The 19,705-nt window shown below is 46.9% G+C and carries 19 protein-coding genes; 14 read left to right on the top strand and 5 right to left on the bottom strand.

The features are described from left to right. The first annotated feature begins 52 nt into the window (after positions 1-52). The 6 genes from sdhA to NSU15_RS25425 all read left to right on the top strand — a co-directional run bounded on the left by sdhA (position 53) and on the right by NSU15_RS25425 (position 6,069). Positions 53-1,795, top strand: a complete 1,743-nt coding sequence (gene sdhA, locus NSU15_RS25450; protein WP_042130878.1) for a succinate dehydrogenase flavoprotein subunit — start codon at positions 53-55, stop codon at positions 1,793-1,795. Positions 1,796-1,869: 74 nt separating this feature from the next. After that, a complete protein-coding gene (gene sdhB, locus NSU15_RS25445; protein WP_042130877.1) occupies positions 1,870-2,634 on the top strand; it encodes a succinate dehydrogenase iron-sulfur subunit in 765 nt (254 codons plus the stop codon). A 187-nt stretch (positions 2,635-2,821) separates the two neighbouring features. Beyond that, the gene (locus tag NSU15_RS25440) at positions 2,822-3,613 is read left to right on the top strand and encodes a DUF3891 family protein (protein WP_042130876.1); all 792 of its coding nucleotides are present in this window, start codon (positions 2,822-2,824) and stop codon (positions 3,611-3,613) included. Between the two features lie 19 nt (positions 3,614-3,632). Continuing rightward, positions 3,633-4,577 (top strand): metallophosphoesterase, encoded by a 945-nt coding sequence (locus NSU15_RS25435; RefSeq protein WP_339287998.1) that lies wholly within the window; start codon positions 3,633-3,635, stop codon positions 4,575-4,577. 33 nt (positions 4,578-4,610) lie between these two features. Next, complete coding sequence (locus tag NSU15_RS25430; RefSeq protein ID WP_339287996.1) at positions 4,611-5,153, top strand: GNAT family N-acetyltransferase; 543 nt, start codon at positions 4,611-4,613, stop codon at positions 5,151-5,153. Between the two features lie 175 nt (positions 5,154-5,328). Further along, a complete protein-coding gene (locus NSU15_RS25425) occupies positions 5,329-6,069 on the top strand; it encodes an NADPH-dependent oxidoreductase (RefSeq protein ID WP_042130875.1) in 741 nt (246 codons plus the stop codon). Positions 6,070-6,167: 98 nt separating this feature from the next. Here the strand turns inward: NSU15_RS25425 and NSU15_RS25420 are convergent, their stop codons facing one another. Next, positions 6,168-6,977 carry a histidinol-phosphatase gene (locus NSU15_RS25420; protein WP_339287994.1) on the bottom strand — a complete coding sequence of 270 codons (810 nt, stop codon included), beginning with the start codon at positions 6,975-6,977 and terminating at the stop codon, positions 6,168-6,170. 70 nt (positions 6,978-7,047) lie between these two features. Next, positions 7,048-7,950, bottom strand: coding sequence for a LysR family transcriptional regulator (locus NSU15_RS25415; RefSeq protein ID WP_042130873.1), 903 nt, complete (start codon positions 7,948-7,950; stop codon positions 7,048-7,050). 253 nt (positions 7,951-8,203) lie between these two features. Here NSU15_RS25415 and NSU15_RS25410 point away from each other — a divergent pair, with 253 nt between their 5' ends. From NSU15_RS25410 to NSU15_RS25390, 5 genes are all read left to right on the top strand, one after another. Next, complete coding sequence (locus NSU15_RS25410) at positions 8,204-8,659, top strand: chemotaxis protein CheX (protein ID WP_042130872.1); 456 nt, start codon at positions 8,204-8,206, stop codon at positions 8,657-8,659. A gap of 28 nt (positions 8,660-8,687) precedes the next feature. Further along, entirely contained in the window at positions 8,688-9,464 is a 777-nt protein-coding gene (locus tag NSU15_RS25405; RefSeq protein WP_339287991.1) for an SDR family oxidoreductase, read from the top strand. A gap of 97 nt (positions 9,465-9,561) precedes the next feature. Then, on the top strand, positions 9,562-11,064 hold the full coding sequence (locus NSU15_RS25400; RefSeq protein ID WP_339287990.1) for a DEAD/DEAH box helicase: 1,503 nt from the start codon (positions 9,562-9,564) through the stop codon (positions 11,062-11,064). Next, positions 11,061-11,807, top strand: coding sequence for an ABC transporter ATP-binding protein (locus NSU15_RS25395; protein ID WP_042130869.1), 747 nt, complete (start codon positions 11,061-11,063; stop codon positions 11,805-11,807). The genes NSU15_RS25400 and NSU15_RS25395 overlap by 4 nt, the downstream gene beginning before the upstream one ends. Position 11,808: 1 nt before the next feature. After that, on the top strand, positions 11,809-13,029 hold the full coding sequence (locus tag NSU15_RS25390; RefSeq protein ID WP_339287989.1) for an ABC transporter permease: 1,221 nt from the start codon (positions 11,809-11,811) through the stop codon (positions 13,027-13,029). A gap of 221 nt (positions 13,030-13,250) precedes the next feature. On the opposite strand, the gene NSU15_RS25385 is transcribed toward NSU15_RS25390, so the two are convergent. The 3 genes from NSU15_RS25385 to NSU15_RS25375 form a co-directional block, all read right to left on the bottom strand. Further along, complete coding sequence (locus NSU15_RS25385; RefSeq protein ID WP_212567871.1) at positions 13,251-13,370, bottom strand: YjcZ family sporulation protein; 120 nt, start codon at positions 13,368-13,370, stop codon at positions 13,251-13,253. A gap of 148 nt (positions 13,371-13,518) precedes the next feature. After that, on the bottom strand, positions 13,519-14,820 hold the full coding sequence (locus NSU15_RS25380) for an aminotransferase class I/II-fold pyridoxal phosphate-dependent enzyme (protein WP_076119492.1): 1,302 nt from the start codon (positions 14,818-14,820) through the stop codon (positions 13,519-13,521). A 179-nt stretch (positions 14,821-14,999) separates the two neighbouring features. Continuing rightward, complete coding sequence (locus tag NSU15_RS25375) at positions 15,000-15,617, bottom strand: pyridoxamine 5'-phosphate oxidase family protein (RefSeq protein WP_042130866.1); 618 nt, start codon at positions 15,615-15,617, stop codon at positions 15,000-15,002. Positions 15,618-15,758: 141 nt separating this feature from the next. On the opposite strand from NSU15_RS25375, the gene NSU15_RS25370 reads away from it, so the two are divergent. The 3 genes from NSU15_RS25370 to gpmA all read left to right on the top strand — a co-directional run bounded on the left by NSU15_RS25370 (position 15,759) and on the right by gpmA (position 19,678). Then, positions 15,759-17,255 carry a PLP-dependent aminotransferase family protein gene (locus NSU15_RS25370; protein WP_339287987.1) on the top strand — a complete coding sequence of 499 codons (1,497 nt, stop codon included), beginning with the start codon at positions 15,759-15,761 and terminating at the stop codon, positions 17,253-17,255. A 218-nt stretch (positions 17,256-17,473) separates the two neighbouring features. Continuing rightward, positions 17,474-18,259, top strand: a complete 786-nt coding sequence (locus NSU15_RS25365) for an AraC family transcriptional regulator (RefSeq protein WP_042130864.1) — start codon at positions 17,474-17,476, stop codon at positions 18,257-18,259. Positions 18,260-18,934: 675 nt separating this feature from the next. Then, the gene (gpmA, locus tag NSU15_RS25360) at positions 18,935-19,678 is read left to right on the top strand and encodes a 2,3-diphosphoglycerate-dependent phosphoglycerate mutase (protein ID WP_042130863.1); all 744 of its coding nucleotides are present in this window, start codon (positions 18,935-18,937) and stop codon (positions 19,676-19,678) included. Positions 19,679-19,705: the final 27 nt, after the last annotated feature.

The raw sequence follows: 19,705 nt of genomic DNA, 5'->3' as shown, positions 1-19,705 counted from the left end.
GACTAGATTCCAGAATCCTTTCTGATATTTTCGATAAAGGGAGTGAACTATCATGGCAACAGCAAATATCATTATCGTGGGCGGCGGTCTGGCCGGCCTGATGGCTACCATCAAGGCAGCGGAGTCCGGTGCGCATGTTCAATTATTCTCATTAGTGCCTGTAAAAAGATCACACTCCGTTTGTGCACAGGGCGGCATCAACGGCGCTGTAAATACGAAAGGAGAGGGCGACTCTCCTTGGGAGCATTTCGATGATACCGTTTATGGCGGTGACTTCCTGGCGAATCAGCCACCGGTCAAGGCGATGTGTGAAGCGGCACCAGGTATCATCCACCTCATGGACCGGATGGGCGTAATGTTCAACCGTACACCTGAGGGACTACTCGACTTCCGTCGTTTCGGAGGAACGAAGCGTCACCGCACTGCATTTGCTGGCGCAACGACAGGCCAACAGCTGCTGTACGCGCTGGATGAGCAGGTGCGTCGCTGGGAATCTGAAGGTCTCGTAACCAAACGGGAGAACTGGGAGTTCCTTTCAGCTATCATCGACGACGAAGGCGTATGCCGCGGCATCAGTGCTCAGAATCTAAAGACGATGGAGATTGAGACTTTTCCTGCGGATGCTGTTATTTTGGCTAGCGGTGGGCCTGGTATTATTTTTGGTAAAACGACAAACTCCGTAATTAATACGGGGACAGCTGCAAGTGCGGTATATCAACAGGGCGTACACTATGCCAACGGAGAATTTATACAGATTCACCCAACAGCTATTCCAGGAGATGACAAGCTCCGCCTAATGTCGGAATCGGCACGTGGCGAGGGTGGTCGTATCTGGACTTATAAAGACGGAAAACCGTGGTATTTCCTCGAAGAAAAATATCCGTCCTACGGTAACCTGGTGCCGCGTGATATTGCTACACGTGAGATTTTTAATGTGTGTGTGGATCAAGGGCTGGGCATTAACGGTGAGAACATGGTGTATTTGGACCTCTCTCACAAGGACCCAAAAGAGCTGGATGTGAAGCTTGGCGGGATTATAGAAATTTATGAAAAATTCATGGGGGATGACCCTCGTAAAATACCGATGAAAATCTTCCCGGCTGTGCATTATTCTATGGGCGGTATGTGGGTTGATTACAACCAAATGACGAATATTCCTGGTCTGTTTGCTGCAGGCGAATGTGAATATCAATATCATGGAGCGAATCGTCTAGGCGCTAACTCTCTGGTATCTGCCATTTACGGTGGTATGGTCGCAGGACCAAAGGCTGTTGAATACATTAAAGGTCTGAAGAAATCATCACAGGATATCTCTTCAACGGTATACGATAACTTCCACAAAAAGCAGACAGACAAATATGAGTCTCTGCTAGGGATGTCAGGTACAGAGAATGCTTATGTGATTCACAAGGAGCTGGGCGAATGGATGACCGCCAATATGACGGTTGTGCGGCACAATCCGAAGCTGGAAGCGACCATTGGCAAAATTAAAGAGCTTAAAGAGCGCTACGGCAATATCAATATGAATGATACGTCACGCTGGAATAACCAAGGTGTGGCATTCACCCGCCAGCTGTGGAACATGCTGGAGCTCTCCGAAGCGATGACATTGGGCGCTCTAATGCGCAATGAAAGCCGCGGTGCTCATTACAAGCCGGAATTCCCGGATCGTAATGATGAGGAGTTCTTGAAGACCACGAAAGCAACCTGGACTGCAGACGGTCCACAAATCTCCTACGATGAAGTCGATGTCTCACTGATCCCTCCACGGGTACGTGATTACTCGAAGGATTAATTTTTTAAGCAGCGAAACAGCTTGCGAGGCAAGCTTAATGAAATAAAATTAGGCAATTTGAGGAGGGAACCATTATGGCGGAAACTGCTACAGCTCCCAAAAACGTAAAGTTTATCATCACCCGCCAGGACGATCCACAAAGCTCATCTTATGTTGAGGAATTTGAGCTCCCTTATCGTCCGGGTATGAATGTAATCAGTGCTTTGATGGAAATTCAGCGTAACCCTGTGAATGCCAAAGGTGACAGCACCGTTCCGGTATGCTGGGATTCCAACTGTCTAGAAGAAGTATGCGGAGCTTGCTCGATGGTGATCAACGGCAAACCTCGCCAAGCCTGCGCAGCGCTTATAGACAATCTGGAACAACCTGTACGCATTGAGCCAATGAAGACATTTCCGGTGGTGCGTGACTTAGTGATTGACCGTACTCGGATGTTCAACGCACTTAAACGAGTAAAGGCCTGGATTCCAATCGATGGTACGTATGACCTTGGGCCGGGACCACGTATGCCGGAGAAGAAACGGCAGTGGGCTTATGAATTATCTAAGTGTATGACTTGCGGCGTATGCTTGGAAGCTTGTCCGAATGTCAACGAGAAGACGGATTTTATCGGACCCGCAGCCATCTCACAAGTACGCCTATTCAATGCTCATCCTACGGGTGAAATGAATGCTGATGAAAGATTGGACGCTCTGATGGAAGATGGCGGTATTGATGGTTGTGGTAACTCACAGAACTGTGTACGCGCTTGTCCGAAGGGTATCCCTCTTACTACCTCCATTGCAGAAATTAACAAGCAGACGACAAAACATATGTTCAAACGCTGGTTAGGTGTGTAATAAGTAGTACCGCCAGATCTTTAATATTGAGCTATCCTCAAAGGTGGATTTTAATTCGCTGGGGATAGCTTTTTTGTTTATAATTGGTAGGGAATAGGAAATTGGTATTTCTCAGAATAAGGAATAGTGTATGCTATAATGTCCATTGTTAACGTACGTTAGTGTGGAACAACAGGGAGGAATAATCGTGATTTGTCGGGAGCATGATGGAGCAATTGTAATGGTTAAACAGCATGATCACGGGAAGTTAGCTGGAGAGCTTGCCATTTGGTTCAAGGAAGAGCATGTGCCGGAAGAAGGGCGCCGAGATGAGGTGCTCTGGGCGGTAGCCGAACATGACCGGGGCTGGATTGACTTGGATGAGACACCCTTCTGGAACGATGCGGAGCATGCGCCTTACAGCTTTATTGATTTTCCTGTAGTGCCGAAGCTAACCTTTTATAAGCGAGGACTTGACGAGATTGAGGCGCGAACACCGTATGGAGCGCTTTTGTGCAGCTTGCATTTTGAACGACTCATTAAGATTTCAGGATTGGATTATCCAGAACTGACTTTATATCAAGAGCATGAGGAAGAACGTAGATCCCGTATTCACCGAGAGCTAGAAGTATCCAAGCCAATTGGTGAAGATGAACTCTATTATGATGCCCGTCTTTTAGAGTTCTGTGATGATTTATCCCTATATTTGGCCTTAAATGAGCCGGGGAGCCCGAAATCAGAGGAGCATCCATGGTGGCGTGAAGGGTTCTCCGGAAGTGAAGATTTCAGTTTTACATCAGGTCGTACGATAACCGTGGAGTGGAAAGATAAGTCAACGTTAGTGCTGGATCCTTTTCCATTTAAGAAGACGGTAGAAGTAGCATTTACGATGAAACGAGTCCCAAAAACAGAAATTGCTAAGAGAGGCATTGCACCCGCATATAGTGATACACCGGAAGAAGAATGTAGAATTGTACTGACGGCTCGAAACGAAAGCTGAACGGAAGGAGAAACTCCGCATGAAGATTCAATCGTCTGGGGCTTCTCCCAATAAGGGACATACTAATTCGGGTAAAGACACCCATTCTAGCACCTCTGGACGGCGATCTAAGGGCAAGACAACAATGACCCGCCGGCAATTCCTGGCTCGAAGTGCGGCTACTGTAATCGGCGCTGGTTTGCTTACAAGTGGTTACGCTTGGCAAGGGGAGCCAAACTGGATTGAGGTTACTAAACTGAAGCTGTCTTTCAAAGATCTTCCTTCTGCTTTTTCAGGGATGAAGGTTGTCCATTTTAGTGATACTCATCTTGGGTTTAATAAAGATGCCCGTGATTTGGAACGGCTTGCAGAACGTATAGCTAAGGCAGAACCAGATCTTATATGCTTTACCGGTGACATCGTAGACAGCAATCCTGAGGATCTTGTAGACGCCATACCTGTATTGGCATCGCTGAGTGCTCCGCTAGGGAAATATGCGGTTTTAGGCAATCATGATTACAAAAATACGAAGCGGATCATCGATCTGCTTACGTCGGCAGGCTTTCGAGTGTTAAGGAATGAATCCTATCTTCTAAAAAGAGGCGGAGCCGTTATGGCTGTGACGGGACTGGATGATCTGCTACATGGCGAGCCTGATCCTGTGAAGGCACTCAGTGGTGTGCCAACAGGAACCTTTGCCCTTCTGATGATGCATGAACCGGACTATGCTGATACAGCAGAGACTCATTCTTTTCACCTGCAGCTATCCGGACACAGTCATGGGGGACAAATTCGCCTGCCGTTTGTAGGTGCGCCATTCACCCCTTACGGATCCCAAAAATACATAAATGGATTGTATTATACAGATGCCAAGCGAATGCCAGTATATGTGAATAGAGGCTTTGGCGAAACAGTCATGCCTTTTCGTTTTTTATGTCGACCTGAATTAACGGTGCTAACGCTGCACCATTCATCGGATGAATAGGCTGGACTTTTAACTGTATGAAGGGGAGAGAGTATGAGCACCTATGAGGCAGTATCGTTCCAGACGCAATTAGGTATGGCGGTCGACCTGAGGCTGATCCTGCCTGAGGATGCTTTTGCTTTGCAGCAGCTGCTCTCCCATCCAGAAGTGCAGGCACATATTCAAATACGCAATGGCGCTGGATCAGATCCTGCTCAGGTGGAGAAGCTGGTGAACCGGATGTTATTTGCATTTGATCCTTGTGCACTACATGCGGGTATCTATTTGAAAGAGCAGCAGAAGTTGATTGGTATAGTTGCTTTACAGCATTGGAACCGTCGTGAGGGAAAGGCCACTTTAGGATACATGCTAGACCCGGCGTACTGGGGAGGCGGACTGGCGACAGAGGCGGTTGGCTTATTCTTGAATTACAGTGTTCATAAGCTTGGGATAACACGGATTGAAGGACGCTGCCGAGGAGATAATATTAGATCCGAACGTGTGATGCTTAAGAACGGTATGATGCTGGAGCGAGTGTTGCCCAGAGTAGGGTCCTTGGACGATGTAATGAAAGTATTCACATTGTTACACAAATGAAATAATGCCGTTATGAAACTCTAACAGTGTCCGGTTAAACTAAGTACATGACCCCCTTTTAAAAATATAAATGCTTTGGGACCCGATGATTCGGGTCCATTTTTTTTGTCAGGACCTTATCCGATCGTTTATGATTAACAAACAGTCGAATGAATTGAGAAGGAGGCGTAACATTTTGAATGATGTAATCCAGACGTTAATGAATCACCGTTCTTTCCGGCAGTATTCTGATTTACAAGTGGAGCCGGAGAAGTTAAAGATAATGATCGAATCCGCCCAAGCAGCGCCCTCATGGGTAAATGGACAGCAGGTCTCAATTATAGCTATTAAAGATCCTGCGCGTAAGGAGCAGCTTTCGGTCTTGTGCGGCAATCAGAAGCATGTAGCAGCAGCACCCGTCTTTCTGGTGTTCTGTATGGACTTCTATAGGGCAAAATTAGCTAGTGAGCTGGAAGGTAAGTCTTTTGAAGCGGTAAAAGATGTAGATGCTCTGCTCGTTGGCGCTACAGATGTCGGTATCTCATTGGCTAACGCGATTGCAGCGGCAGAATCCATGGGACTCGGGATTATTCCTATTGGGGGTGTTCGCCGCAATACAGCAGGTGTTATTGATCTGTTGAAACTGCCTGAGTACGTATTCCCTATCGTCGGCCTCTGTGTCGGATATCCAGCGGAAGAGATTGCACAGAAGCCGCGGCTGCCGATGGAAGGAGTGTTTCATGAGGAGCAATACAATCCGGATGTGGAAGGTCTCCTGGAGGCGTATAATCAAACCCACCGTGAATATATGCAGCAGCAGGGATTAACGGAGAGGGATTGGACGAGCACAATTGCTCATTTTTATGATATTAATCCGGAATACGGAGATGCGAAGCGCACCCTGAAGCAGCAAGGGTTTACCTGCGATAACCTATAAATAAACGACAATGCACCAAGCGGAGATTGGTTTAACGGAGGGTAACCCCACCACTAAACCAATAACACTTGGTGCATTTATTTAAATATAAGAAAGTATTACAGAGAAACTTTGATTTTCTCGCGTTGCTTGTAGTAAACCCAATGTGTAAAGCCTATCGCTTTAAGCTGTGTGGCTACCGCATCTAAGTCTTCAGCGACTCGGGATGGCTTATGCGCATCCGAACCAAAAGTAACCTCTACGCCAAAATGGTGCGCGCGCTCCAGTATCTCTTCTGATGGATACCAGCCGCCAACCAGCTTGGTTCCGCCTGAGGTATTAATTTCGATCGCCACGCCACATTCACTAATCACCTTCAGACAATCATCAATGGGCTTGGGTGCAGGAATATCGGAAAAGGCCGGGTAGTTCCCTTTCATCGCATCAATGTGTCCAAGAATTTGGAACATGCCACTGCGGGCTGAATCAGCAATCAATCGGTAATAATCAGACTTCACACGAATCTGTTCATTCTTGCTAAGCCCTTTCCAGCGACCTTTGTTAAAGATACTAACGCCGCCAACACTATGTACCGATCCAATCACATAATCAAAAGGGTAGGCAGATAATGTTTTGCGGTAAAGCTCGGCATGCTCAGGGAAATAGTCTGATTCGATGCCTAGCAGAACGTCGATTACACCTTCGTATTCTTTTTTGAGGGAGAGGACTTCCTCAACATAATTTGAGAATTCAGACTTACCCATAGCAATTTGAGGAAAAGCCTGTTCGGAAGGACTTCCGAAATAGGGGGTATGGTCAGAAATGCCTATTACCCCTAGACCCGCTGAAATTCCAGCTTCGATATAGTCTCTAATCGTTCCATCGGCATGACCACAGCGAAAATGATGTGTATGCAGGTCAAATTTCATCAAGATCAACTCCTTTAAACAAGGTTATGCAATACGCTCAGAAGTATCGATTCCACTTTCTGGGTGTGTGTTACTCAGAGCCAATAAATTGTGTCTCCGGCATACCTTTGAGATCACTAAGAAACTGTCTCATGGCAGAGTTCACGTATTTCCCAGACTTCGTTATGACACCTACAGGATGTGTGACTTCCAATTCAATAATAGGCACAATTTTGAGGGAACCGGCTCGAACCTCAGCGGTTACTGACTGCTTGGAAATAATGGCTGCACCTAAATCGAGCTCGACCATCCGTTTCACTTCCTCACTGCTGGTCAGTTCCATAATTACCTGTGGCTCTATGCCATGCTTGGCGAATACCTCATCGGCAAATTTACGGCCCACTGTATCTGGAGAGAGCAGAATTAGCGGGATTTTGTTTAGGGCTTCTATACCTGCGGTCTTAACTTGAGCCAGGGGGTGTCTCGGTGAGACCACCAACTCGAACGTATCATAATAAAGAATGGAAGTAGTCATGCTCGGACTACGTCCGATCAAATAGCCGATGCCGACATCGACAATGCCACTCTCGACATGCTGATAAATTTGAGACGAGGACATAGAGGAAATGGATGTTTTGATATGAGGGAACTGGTCTTTAAAATAGGATAAAATACGCGGTAAAATTTGAATGGCGATTGAGGTAGTCGTGCCGAGAATAATATGTCCTTGGGGATTATCTTCAAGGTCCGCAAGTCTTTGTTTAAGCTCCTCGACAATCGTCACAATTTGTTCCGCATGCTCCAGAAATACAGTCCCTCGATCGGTTAGTGTAACAGGCTGGTTCCGGTCAACCAGCTGTGTTTTGAACTCTTCTTCAAGGCTCTTGATTTGTGCTGAAACCGCTGGTTGGGTCAAGTTAAGCAGTTCTCCGGCCTTGCGAAAGCTCATCGTTTTGGAGATCGTTATTAGTGTCTCCAGCTGGCTGATGTTCATGTAATACCTCCTTTGGACAAGCGAATATGAAAGTGATGGGGTGATATTTTACGTTCCATGTTGGCATTTGATTTAAATTATAGGAGATAATACCCGACAGAGCAATGTTACTGCATAAACAAACTTGGGTTGGAATTCGACATATACATTAATTTTTGCTGAATTGTGCCGATATATAAAGTATAATAAATCCATATTACTTGGGACTTTTGGTATATGACTAAAGCACGATATAGGGGGAGACTGGACTTTAATGAAAGCAGAAGTAATTAATCCGTTTTTAGAATCTGCACGGACTGTTATAGAACAAGTGATTCAGGTCTCGCCTTCCACTGGGAATTTAGGCATTAAAGAAATTGAACTGATCGATAATCATATATGGATTCAAGTGGGAATGACTGGCCAGCTGAGCGGAAATATTATATTTGGTATCGCGGAGCAGGTAGCCTTGCGAATGGTATCGATTATGATGGGTGGCTATGTGATTACGGAGATGGATGAGATGGGTCAGAGTGCAATTTCAGAGCTTGGCAATATGATCAGTGGGAATGCTAGTACGATTCTTTATAATCAGGGAGTGTCAGTGGATATAAGCCCGCCTCAAATTATGAAGCTTGAGAGCATGTCTTTTTTGCCTCGCAGAGCACTTAGTATTCCATTGTTGATGGATGGGGTTGGAGAGATGGACATTCAGGTGATGATCTCTTAGGCAAGAGTTAGGAGCTGAAATACTTTTTATGGTACTCAAAGATAAGGTTGTTGTGATTACTGGAGCGTCAAGCGGTATTGGTGCATTAACAGCACAAATGCTTAGTAAGCGGGGGGCAATTCCGATCCTAGTGGCACGTTCCGAAGCGAAGCTGAAAGAAACGGCGGCCGGTATTCCGGGCGTTTTTGGACTGTATACTTGCGATGTAACAGATGCCGACGGTGTACAAGAGACCTTTGCTCAAATTTTGGCGACTTACGGCAGAATTGATATTTTGCTAAATAATGCTGGGTACGGTAAATTCGCCTCTTTTACAGAGATGGAGCCTCATGAGTTTGATGAGATGATGGATGTTAACTACATGGGGATTGTTCGCTGTACGAAGGCTGTTGTTCCACATATGCTAGAGCGGGGAAGCGGCCAAATCGTAAATGTGGCTTCTATGGCAGGAAAGATCGGCACAGCCAAATCTGTGGCTTACACAGCTACCAAACATGCTGTTCTCGGATTCACGAATGCACTCCGTCAGGAACTACGGAAGAGCGGAATTATCGTTTCGGCTGTGAACCCTGGCCCCATTGCGACTGATTTTTTCAAAATAGCTGACCCATCCGGCAATTATCAAAAGAGCGTAGCTCGGATGATGATGACACCAGAACATGTCTCTTCCAAGATCGTAAAGGTCATGGAAACTGGCAAAGAAGAGATTGATCTTCCGGGTCTAGCGGGGTTTGGTATTCGGCTTTATGGACTGTTTCCTCGTCTGGCGGACAAGCTTACTTATAACGCGATGAACAGAAAATAGAGCCTATTGTCAGCATTATTGGCCTTCCATTTGGTGGAGAGGCCTTTTTGGCATATAATGAAGATATTATCTCAAGCGAAAAGGATGAATTACACTTATGAATAAAGCTTCTTTTGCGGCTATCGGCATTCAAGAAGACCTAGTTACCCGATTGTCGGAATTCGGCATTAACGCCCCATCCCCGGTACAAGAGCAGACAATTCCACTTCTGCTGGAGGGAAGAGATGTTATTGCTGCTTCCCAGACTGGAACGGGTAAGACCTTGGCCTATCTGTTGCCCCTGCTTCAAACGATTAACCCGGAGCAGAAGGTGGTCCAAAAGCTGGTGCTTGCCCCTACACAGGAACTGGCGATGCAAATCTTACGCGAGGCAGAACGTTATGGTGAACACCGCGGGATTCGGGTGATGGGCCTCATTGGCGGAGCAGCTATCAAACGCCAGATCGACAAACTGCGTGAGCATCCACAGCTTGTTGTGGGAACGCCCGGCCGAATCCGGGAGCTGATCGGACTTCGCAAGCTGAAGATGCATGAAGTCAGCACGATTGTTCTAGATGAAGCGGATCAAATGTTCCAGTTAAGCGGGGCCGGTGAGGTAACGAAAATTGTTAGCAGTGCGCTGCGTTCACGCCAGCTCGTGATGCTGTCAGCAACGATTGGACCGGAGACGAAGGCCTTGGCTAATCGTGAAATGAAGAACCCGGCAGAAGTTGGCATCGCTCCTGGTGTAATGACGGCTGAGAGCTTGGAGCATCATTATGTTGTCGCTGAAGAACGTAACAAAATAGACATGCTGCGTCGAGTCATCCGTCATTACAATCCGGATAAAGCGATTGTGTTCGTGAATGCTACAGATGATATTGCAGAGGTTGAAGCTAAGCTGAACCATCTTGGACTAACCGCAGCGGCCCTTTACGGTGATGCTGATAAGGTAACACGTAGTAATGTATTGTCACGTTTCCGCGAGGGGAAATTCCGTGTACTCGTTGCCAGTGATGTAGCAGCCAGAGGACTGGATATTGAGAATTTGTCACTGGTAGTCAGTTTCGATCCTGCGTTTGATTCCGAGCATTATGTACACCGTGCGGGTCGTACGGGTCGGATGGGAAAACGCGGACTATCCGTAACGATTGTGACAGAGCAGCAGACCTTTATCATGCGTAAATTTGCCCGTGAGCTGGATATTGCCCTTGAAGAGCGGGAAATGGTCGGTGGCAAGGTGCTAGCAGCAGATGAAGCGCGCAACGCTTTGAGTAGTGGGCGGGGACGCAATGAGAGCAGTGGACAACGCCGCGATGGAGCTTCTCCGCAGAGCAGCAGACCACAGGCACGAACATCTGGGAATGCAGTCGTGCAGTCGCCAGCAGCCGGAACAAGCCAGCAACCTGCCAAAAGACTGGCTACGATTCATACAAACGAGGCAAGCGGAGAACCTCAGCGCGATTCTCAGCGTAGTGTGAATCCTTCCGCAGGTGCGCGTGGAGGTGCAACTCCTGCCCGGAGTAAACGCAGCAGCAATGCGGAACGTGAGAAGAACCGTAAGAATAAGGGAGCGCCAAAGTGGTTGAAAGACAAAACTCCGAGAGGTGACGGTCAATGAATAACTCTCCCGTATTGCAAATTACGGGCCTCAGTGGTGGATACAGCCTGAATAAGCCGGTGCTGCATGATATTGCTCTTCAGGTGCAGCCTGGCGAAATGGTTGGCTTGATTGGTTTAAATGGAGCAGGGAAAAGTACGACCATGAAGCATATTTTAGGATTGATGTCGCCCCACAAGGGCGATATTACAGTAAAGGGTAAGACCCGTGCTGAAGATCCCATCGGATATCACAATGCGTTAACTTTTGTACCTGAATCGCCTCTTCTATATGATGAAATGACGGTACGCGAGCATGTTGAATTTACAGCAAGAGCGTATGGGGTAGAACAAAGTGATTACGAAACCCGCACCTTACATTTAGCCAAGCTGTTCCATATGGAAGATAAGATGGACACGTTGTCGACTCATCTATCTAAAGGGATGAAGCAGAAGGTCATGATCATGTGTGCTTTCGTGGCACGTCCTGCGTTATATGTGATCGACGAGCCTTTTTTAGGGCTGGACCCGCTTGGGATACGCTCTCTGCTTGATTTCATGATGGATCTGAAAAAATCGGGCTCCTCTATTCTGCTAAGCTCTCATATTCTTTCTACCATTGAGAATTATTGCGACCGCTTTATAGTGCTGCATAAAGGTAAGGTGATTGCTCAGGGAACGCTGGCAGAAATAGCGGCAACCACTGGACTACAGGGGCTGACTTTGGAGCAGCTGTTCTACGAGCTGGTTCAGGGAGGGAAATAATATGGATTTGAAAGAGCTGCGGCGCACGCGGCGAGGTCGATTCATGGGAAGTATGCTTCCTTATGTGGGATATATCATTCAAAGCGGCGTAGCGATGGTCTTCCTCTTTGTGTTGATTGTCTTCTCAGCTTGGTATACATCGTTGTTACAGAATGTACCAGAAGGTATTCCCATCCGTTGGATTATGCTTGCAATACTACTGCCTGCGGCAGTACATAGTAGCTTCCGAACTTATTTGCAGACCCCGGATACAATCTTTCTATTGCCTCAAGGACACCGAATGAAGGAATATTTCGCACCTTCGTGGGTGAGTGGAAACGTATGGAAGATTATTCGATTGTTATTTGTACTCATTACGCTTTGGCCGTTGTACATACGTACAGATGACTCTCCTAAGCGACTGTTATTTACAATATTGATTCTGATCGCTGTGAAGCTAATCGCGAGTTACGGCTTATGGAAAGAGATAGCTATGCTGTCGCGTCCGATGGCTGGCATATTCACGTTCTTACGCTGGGCAGTAGGAGGATTAATTATAGCTGCTTGGTTGTGGCAGCCTGCTGGTAGAAGCCTGATATTTATGGCACTCTTAGCAGTAGCCTATCTGGTTGCATTGTCTGTGCCTGCACGTCACGCCGTGCCTTGGGAAAGACTAATCACCATGGAAAAGAATCAAGGTGGACGCGCGCTGATGGTTCTGGGGTGGTTCGTGGATGTACCAGGCCGTGAGCAGCGGGTGTATCCTCGACGATATCTTTCCAAATGGGGGGCTCGGCTGCCTTGGCGCAAGGATACGGCTTACCGCTATTTGCTGACCAAAAGCTTCGCCCGGGGAGATATCTTCGGAATCATCATGCGGATTTCGGTGCTGGCCTTGCTGCTGAATTGGTTGAACCGTGACAGTTATTTTGGCACCGCGATCTATTTGTTCTTCCTGTTCATTATTGGGGTGCAGTTGTCGGCACTTCGCAAATTGCATAGTGAATCTTTTTGGCTGACAGTGTATCCCTTTCCTGAAGGCAGTAAGGCGGATAACACAACACAATTCGTATTCCGCGCGCACTTGGTAGTGGCACTGATTCTTGGATTGCCTTTCTTAGCTTCTATTGGTGACCGACTACTGCCAGTGATCGGTACATTCGCAGCAGGTATTCTGGTATCCTTTTTGTTTAAGGCATACTTGTCCCGCAAAGCGGCACGGATAGCTGATGAAGATTTGTAAGGTATTCTTTCAAAATAAAAAGGCTTTCTCAAAAGTAGAGTATTCTACGGATGAGAGAGCCTTTTTTTCACGTATCAGAAAGTATATATTGGGGCTCCCGCATACCTGAGTACGCATCGAAGCAAAGCCCAACTTAGTGGGGATATGATTGATGGGGAATGAGACGTACCACGGGAAATGGGAAAGAGCTCGAGGCTCTCTCCCCAGAATGTCATCTCTAGTTAGACAAAGAGTGAACGGCTGATGATTACCAGCAGGATAAAGAGAACCAGAATGGCGCCAGTGCTTGTGAATCCACCGCCACAACAACCGTTAAATCCGCCTCTTACTTCTTCGCTCATGTTCATTCCCCTTTCGGTGTGTGTTGTACTTGTGTACATCGTATTGTATGTGCGGAGAGAGAAGCATGTATAGGCCAATGCCGGAGGAGTCCAGAAAAAAATCAGCCCCGCAAAAGCGGAGCTGATTGTAGGGAATATGAAAGATGGGTTAAGCTTTTTCCAGATCACGTACGCCTGCGTATACAAGATCGAATAGATCTTCGAGCTGATCTTCTTCGATACAAGAGAAGGCAATACGCAGATCAGTTTCTCCGAGAGCGATAGTGCCCAGTCCGTAATTATGAATTAGGTGAAGCCGAAGGGCTTCAGCCGAAACGGTATGAAGCTTCAGACACATAAAGTATCCGGAGTTAAAAGGATAATATGTCCATACATCATCGCCGTATTTGCCGCTATCTAGCAGCGCTTTTACTTTATTCGCACGACCTTTCATGATTTGGAACTTTTCATCCTTCTGTTCTTCGAATTGCGGTGATTTCAGTGCATCCAGTACAAAGGTCTGCGAAGGATGTGCACCGCTGGAAATGGTGGCGCGAATGATGCCTAATGTTTTTTGCTCCAAGGCAGCCAGCAGATCCTTATCTTCCGAGGCATAAGTGATGAAGCCAACACGGAAGCCCCATACGTACTCCTCTTTAGTCGCTCCGTCAATCTTAATTGGAAGCACACGTGGGTGAAGATTAGCTAATTTACCGAACAATGATTCCTTTAGTGAATCTTCAAAGAACAGTCCGAAGTAGGCGTCATCGCTTACGACAACCACGTTAATACCTTCTTCAGCCGCACGAAGGATTGCAGCGACGATTTCATCGCCTTCCTTCATCCCTGGAGTATATCCAGTAGGATTGTTAGGGAAGTTCAGCAGAACGATCGCTTTTCCGCGTTCTTTTTGAGCCAGCAGCGCTTCTTCAAGACCCGCACTGTTAAAGGTCATTTCTTCTGTGAAAAGTGGATAGTTAACAGTCTCCCCATGACGGCGGATTCCGAAGGTTAGTTCATAGTTTTCCCAGTTCTTATCTGGATAGATAATCGCGTCGCCTGGCTCTGCGAAGAGGTCAGCCACAATGCTAAGCCCATGAGTCAGGGCATTGGTCACAACAGGATTACTGAAGGATTTCCCTTCAAGTGATGGGTTTTCACGTTGCATTTTTTCACGCCATACAGTACGTAGCTCAGGTTTACCTGCCGGTGGAGCATAGCTATACAGATCCTTAGGATTGTAAGCAGAGAGCTTATCCTGAATGATGCCGAGGTGCATAGGCACGCCGCCTTCGGTGGCAATCCCGATGGTTGCATTGTATTTCTTGGCGTGAGCACCTGCTTCAGCGGATTGGCTCAGAATGCCCTCCTTAGGGAAGTAAATTTCTTTGCCAAGCGTAGAGAGCATATCATACACATGTTCATTTCCTGCTTTGATGCTTTCGTTCAATTGTCCAGCTAGTGGATTCATCAGTTTCATCCTTCCAGGGTTCTTTGGGGATAACATACTGTTAACATTGCCTAACATTATATCACCGCGGCTTGCAACCGTCACTTGGAAAGATACGTTTTTTTAAAATTTAAAGAAGTATAAGTTTTACACTATACATAATGCCCATTTTTGTATGAGAATCAGGTCTATCCTATATATTATTCGGAGTGGTAGGGGCAGTATTTTTTCATCATTTCAATGGTTTCTGCATCCCGTGGATGATTTCTTTCAGACAGACCGGAGATGACTCCAGAACGTCCTTCTTCTTTTAAATTTTGCCCAAACTTAAACTTCGCAGTGATCTCATCGGGGGTAATACGTACAACGGCAACTCCCTTTAGACGGGAACGGTACCTAGGGTCTTCCGCATCAATGGGATCATAACCACCCTCGGGCTGAAGCTTATTCATAAATAAGGAGAGCACGGTGGCTTTTTCGCTAATGTCTTCGACAGGCTCGGCTGTGCCGTAGGCTGTAACACTTTTAAAATACGCGGTTGCTGGGCAGGCCATCTCTGGATCGCTAAAATAAGACGGAATCAGTGCATACTCATCCGCTACAGTAAAGCAGACCTTCTGTTGATTGCGGATCGCCTTCATTTTGCCACCAGCATGACTGCCGTGAAAATAGAAACACCCACCTGTATATACAAAATTCAGCGGAGTCACCCTCGGCAGCCCCTGTTCATCGCTTGTCCCGAGAAAACCGAAGCTCATTCCGTTTAGAAAAGAGACCAATTCTTCCTCCTGATCTACTTGAAATTCTTTTCTGCGCATAGGGATCACGTCCTTTTCTTAATAGTGTAGAGCGTTTGCTCCGATGTAGATGTTCTTTCAAGAATAGTAGAGTGGTTGACAATTAAAAAGTACCAATTAAGATTGTTTTTAATGGGCCACTTGCGGGCCAAGGAGGGAACAATGAATATCACGCTGGCATACGATCAATATCTAGCGATATACCGTTACAAATATCTAGCGCTATATCACGCGCTCCGCGCTGCAATATTGGAGGGAACTCTCCCAGGCAGCACTCAGCTTCCTTCTACACGAAGTCTGGCAATGCACTATGACATGTCGCGCGGGTCGGTCTCGCAGGTGTATGACATGTTGCTCGCTGATGGTTATGTAAGGACGGTGACTGGGCGGGGGACATTCGTATCGGAGGATAGCTTCTCTTCAGCTTCTGGTAATAATAAGGGTGAAAATAAGGCTTCGGAATCAGCGGCTGGAGTAAGCGGATTAACTAAGACAACAATCCCCCTATCAGCATGGGGCAGGAGACTGCTCGCGCGTCCGACACCCTTATATGAGCAAAGTAGCAAGCATGTTGTGAGCTTCCTGAGCAGTGGTATGCGGATGGAGCATTTTCCGTATTCCGAATGGCGCAGTGCGTTGTCTTATGCCGGAGGCAAAGAAGGCGGATTGTTGCAGAGCACTTGTCCGCCTCAAGGTGATGCAGGACTTCGGAAAGCTATTGCTGCGCATTTGCGGATTACCCGCGGAATTCGTGCGGATGCTGAGCATATCGTATTGTTTAGCGGTTCGATGCAAGGCATCGTTATATTGACCCAGCTGCTGCTAGATGCGGGAGGTTCGGCTGTCGTAGAGGACCCGGGTTTTCATGGGATTCGCCGAGCGGTAGAGATCACTGGAGGTCAATTGCTGAGTGGCAAGCTGGATGGAAGCGGGCTTATCCCGGAGGATTGGGATGCACGCTTGTTGTTTGTTACACCGAGTCGTCAATTTCCTACAGGCGTCGTACTACCCTTGGAAAGACGGCGGACCTTACTGGAATGGGCGCAGCAGCATGATGCGCTTATTATTGAAGATGATTATGACAGTGAGTTTCGGTGGTCAGGGCGTCCAATTGAGCCTTTAAAAGCGCTAGATCGCGGAGATCGGGTTGTGTATATTGGCTCCTTCTCAAATACGATGTTCTCTGGCCTTCGGCTTGGCTTTGCCGTGCTTCCTCCCTCTCTGGTGAAACCGACGATCGCCGCAAAGGCGCTGTATGAGCCCTCACCAGTAGGACTCCTAGAACAGCGTGCGTTAGCGCGGTTTATGAATACTGGCGGTTATGGTCGTCATCTACGTCGGATGACCCGTATTTACGGCGAGCGCGGCCGTATTCTTAGGGCTCTGCTGACAGAACAGCTTAAAGAGCTGTTTGAGCTGCTACCCGGAGATGCGGGGCTGCAAGTATATGCACGGTGGCTACGCAGTCGCGAAGAATTCGTAGCATTCCGTTCGGCGGCGCGCAGGCGCGGTACAGATTTCAGAGATGCGGCGTTATATCAAGTTTCGCAGGGGGAACCAGCCGCATGTTTTGCTTTTGCCCATCTGAGTGCAGTGGAGCTGGAAGAAGGAGTAAAGCGCCTGCTTTTGGCATGGGAAGATGTACAAAGTGCAACATGACAAGGTATGATGGTGGGGATGGAAAGCAAAACGAAGTTAGTTTTGCGAAGGAACTCAAGTAGATTATGCTAACAAAACGAAGTGAACGCTTGCGAAGCAAGTTTTGCGAAGTAACTCAAAGTAGATTATGCTAACAAAACTTAGTGGATGCTTACGAAGAGAGTTTTGCGAAGTAACTCAAGAAGATTATGCTAACAAAACTTTTAGGAGGGAACGTTATGCTGCACGCATCGCCGTCCTCTTTTGTTATATTACCTGCCTTGGCGAAGATTGTGTGCGAACCAAGCTGGAAATGGCAAAAAAGAGAGAAGTCGCTGCAAAATTATGATTTATTCTATGTATGGAGCGGGGAAGGGACGGTTATACGTAACGGGGAACCCTTCCAAGTGGGCAAGGGTAGCTGCTTCTTGTTCCGTCCGGGTGACCATACAAGCGCTACTCATAATCCGCAACGACCGCTTGTCCTTACATATATTCATTTTGATGTCACGGGAGAGGTGACGGAGATTCCGCTGCCCTATCGCGTACTTGCAGAAACGGTTGAATTTGAGCATCTGCTTGCTCGTTACGTTCGACTATTCTTAGTGGATACGTACGCGGCTGAGGAAGAAGGGCAGCTTGTTCTAAAACAACTAATGATTCATCTGCTTAGGGAGGACCGAGTGAAGCCTGTAGAACGTTATGCTAGCAACCATTTAACAGAGATTATTCACGAAATAGCGAACTATGTGAGCCAGCATCCCGGAATTCCGCATCGCGTAGAGGATCTTGCTGCACGTGCAGGGCTGTCACCGCGGTATTTTTCAATTAAGTTCAAGGAGCTTACCGGCTCATCCGTTCAATCTTATGTCATCCGTGCCCGGATTGAGCGTGCTCAGCATTTGCTGCTTTACGCAGGAATGAATGTGACTGAGGTAGCGGATGCTCTTGGATATCGTGATATTTTCTTTTTTAGCCGCCAGTTCAAGCAATACACCGGAAAAAGTCCATCCGAGATCCGCTGATTTCCATGCTTTGTTTCAGATATGTCATCCAAGGGTAAATACTTTGCAGTTTAGTTTACAGAGAATTTACATAACATCTTGGAAGGGGAGACACATAGGATGGTGATCAGACGCCGAATCTGCAACACTGATTGTAAAAGTGGAGGCGCAAGGATTTTTAGAAACCGTTTAAAACGATTAAAACAGTCGAGTGCTTTTGCCATAGATAGCTGGTTCTAAACTAAGCAAGCAGGTATATCAACGCTGGATATGACCAAAGACTTTAAATAACCGGGGCCAACAGGCTGCCGGTTTTTTTGGCAAACTGAAGGGTTAATCATCCTTAACGTTGTATTTTATACAATAGAATGAACTCCTTTGAGGGTAATTTTGCATTCTGTTGCACATCTTACAATCAAATGCAGGGGAAACACCGATTCTAAAGATTATCACGGTGATCTATTGCACGAAGTACAACGAAATCTTTTTACGAGTTAAAATAAGGATGATCTGTTGCGCATTCTGCAATTAAATCAACACCTCGCATCAGATGATGTTTCAAAAGTCCAATGTTGGCTAGTAGTCGATATTTATTTGAGTGAATGGGTTATTACTAAGGAGAGTATTATTCTTGTAATGCATCGTAAAAATCACACGTGACAGAGTTCTAGAGCTATAGGTGGGAGGAGAGAGAAAATGTACGAAATCGTGCTTATACGTCATGGTGAAAGCCAGTACAATGTGCAGAATTTGTTTACGGGCTGGAGTGACCCCGATTTAACCGAGAAGGGTATTCAAGAGGCCAAGGCTGCTGGCAAGCTATTGAAGGATGAAGGGTATACGTTTGATCTTGCTTTTGCCTCGGTACTCAAACGATCGATCAAAACACTTAACTATGTTCTTGATGAAATGGATCTGCTGTGGATTCCTGTGCAAAAGTCCTGGAAGCTAAACGAACGGCATTACGGCGCACTTCAGGGACTCAGTAAAAGTGAAACGGCGATAAAATACGGTGAAGAACAATTGCATCTCTGGAGACGCAGTTTATCGGTTCGGCCCCCTCTGCTGGAGCTGGATGATCCCCGGTATGCCAGAAACGATATTCGCTACAGCAGTGCTCGCCCGGAAGATATCCCGCGTGGCGAGAGTCTGGAGGATACTGTTCATCGTGTGGGCGATTTCTGGAGAAACCGCATTGTCCCCCTTGTGCGTAAAAAGGAAAGAGTGCTTATTTCAGCTCACGGAAATACGCTGCGAGCGTTGATCAAATTTATGGAGGATATTGATGAGGCAGCACTGCTGGAGCTCAATATTCCTACCGGTGTGCCCCTCGTGTACAAACTGGATGAGGACATTAATCCAATCAGCCGCTTTTATTTAGGTGATCCGGAACAGGTGGCAGCCAAGGCACGGGATGTTGCTAAGCAGGGACATGTGTAAATAGGGATTAAGGGACAGCCGCGGGGC

Source organism: Paenibacillus sp. FSL E2-0201 (assembly GCF_037963325.1).
Classification (GTDB): domain Bacteria; phylum Bacillota; class Bacilli; order Paenibacillales; family Paenibacillaceae; genus Paenibacillus_AQ.
This window is presented reverse-complemented; position numbering and strand designations above follow the sequence as displayed.